At 76.5% G+C, this 4,153-nt stretch carries 5 protein-coding genes; 4 read left to right on the plus strand and 1 reads right to left on the minus strand.

Features of this window, described 5'->3' with window-relative positions; genetic code table 11:
* Positions 1-150 precede the first annotated feature (150 nt).
* Positions 151-1,407: a glycosyltransferase family 4 protein gene (locus LWC33_RS34300; RefSeq protein ID WP_233308877.1), complete on the plus strand. Its 1,257-nt coding sequence runs from the start codon at positions 151-153 to the stop codon at positions 1,405-1,407.
* Here the strand turns inward: LWC33_RS34300 and LWC33_RS34305 are convergent.
* Positions 1,394-2,140 carry an acyltransferase gene (locus tag LWC33_RS34305; protein WP_233308878.1) on the minus strand — a complete coding sequence of 249 codons (747 nt, stop codon included), beginning with the start codon at positions 2,138-2,140 and terminating at the stop codon, positions 1,394-1,396. The genes LWC33_RS34300 and LWC33_RS34305 overlap by 14 nt on opposite strands.
* Before the next feature lie 92 nt (positions 2,141-2,232).
* Between LWC33_RS34305 and LWC33_RS34310 the strand changes: the two genes are divergently transcribed.
* Genes LWC33_RS34310 through LWC33_RS34320 form a run of 3 tightly spaced genes read left to right on the plus strand, consistent with a single transcriptional unit; the run spans position 2,233 to position 4,105 of the window.
* Positions 2,233-2,436 (plus strand): hypothetical protein, encoded by a 204-nt coding sequence (locus LWC33_RS34310; RefSeq protein ID WP_233308879.1) that lies wholly within the window; start codon positions 2,233-2,235, stop codon positions 2,434-2,436.
* 19 nt (positions 2,437-2,455) lie between these two features.
* Positions 2,456-3,445 (plus strand): nucleoside hydrolase, encoded by a 990-nt coding sequence (locus LWC33_RS34315; protein ID WP_233308880.1) that lies wholly within the window; start codon positions 2,456-2,458, stop codon positions 3,443-3,445.
* Positions 3,446-3,487: 42 nt separating this feature from the next.
* The gene (locus tag LWC33_RS34320) at positions 3,488-4,105 is read left to right on the plus strand and encodes a helix-turn-helix transcriptional regulator (protein WP_233308881.1); all 618 of its coding nucleotides are present in this window, start codon (positions 3,488-3,490) and stop codon (positions 4,103-4,105) included.
* Positions 4,106-4,153: the final 48 nt, after the last annotated feature.

Genomic DNA, 4,153 nt, shown 5'->3' on the forward strand with positions numbered 1-4,153 from the left:
CGACCAGCGCTCCCCCGAGCCCCCGCATGCGCCTCTCCGATCGTGTCGGCGTGCAACGACACGGTATCGGCGACGACGGGCCGACCGCCGGGCGGCCTGATTCCTACCCGGCGGTAACCAGCAGGCGGCGACCTGCCAGGATCGGCCGCGATGCGCGTGCTGCTGGTGTCGTGGGAGTACCCGCCGGTCGTGGTCGGCGGGCTGGGCCGGCACGTGCACGCGCTGGCCCGCGAGCTCGCCGCGGCCGGGCACGAGGTCGTCGTCCTCACCCGGCAGCCGGCCGGGACGGACGCGGGCACCCACCCCACCACCGACCGGCACACCCGCGGCATCCGGGTGCTGCGCGCCGCGGAGGACCCCGCCCACCTGGAGTTCGCGCGCGACCTCGTGGCCTGGACGCTCGCGATGGGGCACACCCTGGTCCGCACCGCGCTGACCCGGCTCGGTGACTGGCGGCCCGACGTCGTGCACGCCCACGACTGGCTCGTCGCCCACCCCGCCACCACGTTGGCCGACGTCCTGGGTGCGCCCCTCGTCGCCACCGTGCACGCCACCGAGGCGGGCCGGCACGCGGGCTGGCTCTCGGCCCCGCTGAACCGGCAGATTCACTCGGTCGAGTGGGCGCTGGCGAACCGCGCCGATGCTGTCATCACCTGCTCGGCGGCCATGCGGGCCGAGGTCGCGCAGCTCTTCGAGCTCGAGCCCGAGGCGATCCACGTGGTCCACAACGGCATCGACGCCCGCGGCTGGCGGGTCGGCCGCGAGCGCGCGGCCGCCGTGCGGGCGCGGTACGCGCCCGGGGACGTGCCGCTGCTGTTGTTCGTCGGGCGCCTGGAGTACGAGAAGGGAGTGCAGGACCTCCTCGCCGCGCTGCCGCGGATCCGGCGGCGGCACCCCGGCACCCGGCTGCTGGTCGCGGGCACGGGCACCCAGCGGGACTTCCTGCGGGCCGAAGCGCGCCGGCACCGGGTCGGCCGCGCGGCGGCCTTCACCGGCCACCTGCCCGACGGCGACCTGGCCGGCCTGCTCGCCGCCGCCGACGCCGTCGTGCTGCCGAGCCGCTACGAGCCGTTCGGGATCGTGGCCCTGGAGGCCGCGGCTGCCGGGGCCACGCTCGTCGCGTCGACCGCGGGCGGGCTCGGCGAGCTGGTCGTGGAGGGCGAGACGGGCTGGTCGTTCCCGCCCGGCGACGTCCCCGGCCTCGCCGCCGCCGTGGACCGGGCGCTGGCCGATCCCCGGGCCGCGGCCGGGCGGGCCCGCGCGGCGCGGGCGCGGCTGCGCACCGACTTCTCCTGGCGCGGCATCGCCGCCCGCACGGCCGAGGTCTACGCGACGGCGCCGCACGGCGGCCCGCAGGAGCTCCCGCGTCCGAAGATCCCGTCGGGCAACGTCCTCACACCCGCTTGAGCCGCCGCTCCACCGCCGCGCGCTGCTTGCGGGCCATGTCCGCCACGGCCGCCCGCTCCGCCGCCGCGGCCTCGTAGTCCTCGACCCGGTTCCGGACGACCCGGGCGGGTGAGCCGACCGCGATCGAGTACTCCGGGATGTCGCCGCGCACGACCGCGTGCGCGCCGAGGACGCTGCCCCGACCGACCCGCGAGCCGCGCAGCACCGAGACCTTCACCCCGATCCAGGTGTCCGGCCCGATCCGGACGGGCGCCTTGACGATGCCCTGGTCCTTGATCGGGACGTGCACGTCGTCGGTCCGGTGGTCGAAGTCGGTCACGTAGACCCAGTCGGCGACGATCGAGGCGGCCCCGATCTCGACGTCGAGATAACAGTTGATCGTGTTGTTGCGGCCGAGGACCACCTTGTCCCCGATCCGCATCGAGCCCTCGTGGCAGCGCAGCGAGTTGCCGTCGCCGATGTGGACCCAGCGGCCGATCTCCAGGCGCCCGTACCCGGGCCGGGCGACGATCTCGAGGTCGCGCCCCAGGAACACCATGCCGCGGAGCACGACGTGGGGGTTCGCGGCGCGGAAGCGCAGCAGCCGCCAGTAGCGGACCAGGTACCAGGGCGTCCAGGCACGGTGCCGGAGCACCCAGCGCAGCGAGGCCACGGTGAGGAAGCGGACCTGCTCCGGGTCGCGACGCCGGCGCGCCCAGCGCTCCCGGAACGGGGCGCCCCACATCGAGGTCATGGCCGACCCTAAACCGGGGCCCGCGTTTGCCCGGCGACCGGTCCGGGGAAGCACCCCGGACGCGATCCGACCACCCGAGCAACGGAGGTCCCATGACCGAGCGCACCGGCGACGCCCCCGGCGACGAGGGCGCGGACCACGCGCTGACCGGCGACGGGTCCGGCACGGCCCGCGGCGACTACGACCACGAGGGCAACCCCCGGACCCCGAGCGACCGGCACGACGCCGGCGCCACCGACGACGCCGCCCACGAGCTGGACCGCGAGAACGAGAGCGAGCCGACGCGCAGCGAATAGCACCTCCTAGGGTCGTGGGGTGCCGACGCCGCTGATCCTCGACACCGACCCGGGCGTGGACGACGCCGTGGCCCTCGTCCTCGCGCTGCGCAGCCCGGAGCTCGACGTCCGGGCGGTCACCGCCACCTTCGGGAACGTCGGCCTCGAGCACACCCTGCCCAATGCGCGGCGGCTCGTCGCCCTCGCCGGGCGGCCGGACGTCCCGGTCGCCCGCGGAGCGGCCCGTCCGCTGGTGCACCCGCAGCTCGAACGCGCCGCGCGATGGCACGGGGCGGACGGCCTCGGCGGGCGTGCGGGGGCCCTGCCGGACCTGGCCCCGCTCGACCCCCGCCCGGCCGTCGAGCTCATGGCCGACGTGCTGCGCGCCGCCACGGAGCCGGTCACGATCGCGGCAATCGGCCCGCTGACGAACTGCGCCGTGCTGCTCGCCGCCCATCCCGAGCTGGCCGAGCGCATCGGCCGGTTCGTGATCATGGGCGGCTCGCTGCGCGGCGGCAACACCGCAGCCGCCGCGGAGTTCAACGTCTACGCCGATCCCGAGGCCGCCCACCGCGTCCTCACCCAGCCCGAGGTGCCCGTCACGCTGGTGCCGCTGGACCTCACGCTGCGCTGCGCCGCGGGGGCGGACTGGGTCGCCGGGCTCGCCGCGGGCGGACCCACCGGGGCGGTGCTCGCCGACGTGATCGCGGCCTACCGGATCGCCTTCCGCGAGCACTACGGCCGCGACGTCGTCGCCCTGCACGACGCCGTCGCGCTGATGGAGGCGATCCGCCCCGGCATCCTGCACACCACGCCGATGCCGCTGCTCGTGGCCTGCGACCTCGGGCCGGCCCGCGGCGTGGTGGTGCCCGACGGCCGTCCGGACGCGCCCGGCCCGCCGGTCGCCGTGGCCCTCGACGCCGACGTCGAGGCCGTGCTGGCCGACATCGCGGCCCGGTTGAAGGACCGAGACCCCGGCCCGGTCGCACGTTCAGTGCCCGGACGGGCACGTTCTGCTCCGAAACGGTGATTCCGGGCGTCCGGTACTCCCCGGACCGCCGGTCCGCTCGGCATGATCCTCTTCTCGCGGAAGGGGGCCGGGGTGGAGCTGGCGGTACTCGTCGTCGGGGAGCTACCCGTCCCCGGGGTCGCGGTGCGCGCCGCCGTGCCGCCCGCCGACGCCCTCGCCGCGGCCCGCGCACTCCGGCCGCAGGTCGTGCTGGTCGACGCCGACGCCGGGCCGGCCGCCCTGCAGGCCGTCGAGACGCTCGCCGCGGCGCTGCCCGAACTGCCCGTCGTCGGGACCGGCACGGGGCCGGAGCTCGTGCTCGACGTCGTCCGTGCGGGGGCGACCGGCTACGTCCTGCGCACCGACCCCGCCCTCGCCGAGGTCCTGCGCGCGGCGGCCGCCGGTGGGCCGGCCTTCGGCGAGGGCCTCGCCGAGCGGGCCCTCGACGCCGCCGCTCGCGCCCACGGGGGTGCGGCCGACGCGGCGACACCGCGGCTCACCGAGCGGGAGTCCGAGGTGCTGCGGCTGGTGGTTGAAGGGCTCACCGCCCGCCAGATCGCGACGCGGCTCGTGCTGTCGCCGCGCACGGTGGAGAACCACATCCAGCGGACCCTGCGGAAGTTCGATGTGCCGGGGCGGGCCGCGCTGGTCCGCTACGCGATCGAGCACGGCCTCGCCTAGGTGGCTGGTGTCTTTCGCGTGGCGGTCGCCCGGTCTGGCGGTCGGTTG

Origin of the sequence: Pseudonocardia terrae, from assembly GCF_021343995.1 — a bacterium.
Lineage (GTDB): Bacteria > Actinomycetota > Actinomycetes > Mycobacteriales > Pseudonocardiaceae > Pseudonocardia > Pseudonocardia terrae.

Excerpts from the sequence above, each read along its gene's own strand:
- LWC33_RS34310 (WP_233308879.1), top strand. The coding sequence starts at position 2,233 with ATGACCGAGCGCACCGGCGACGCCCCCGGCGACGAGGGCGCGGACCAC.
- LWC33_RS34320 (WP_233308881.1), top strand. The coding sequence starts at position 3,488 with ATGATCCTCTTCTCGCGGAAGGGGGCCGGGGTGGAGCTGGCGGTACTC.
- LWC33_RS34300 (WP_233308877.1), top strand. The coding sequence starts at position 151 with ATGCGCGTGCTGCTGGTGTCGTGGGAGTACCCGCCGGTCGTGGTCGGC.
- LWC33_RS34305 (WP_233308878.1), bottom strand. The coding sequence starts at position 2,140 with ATGACCTCGATGTGGGGCGCCCCGTTCCGGGAGCGCTGGGCGCGCCGG.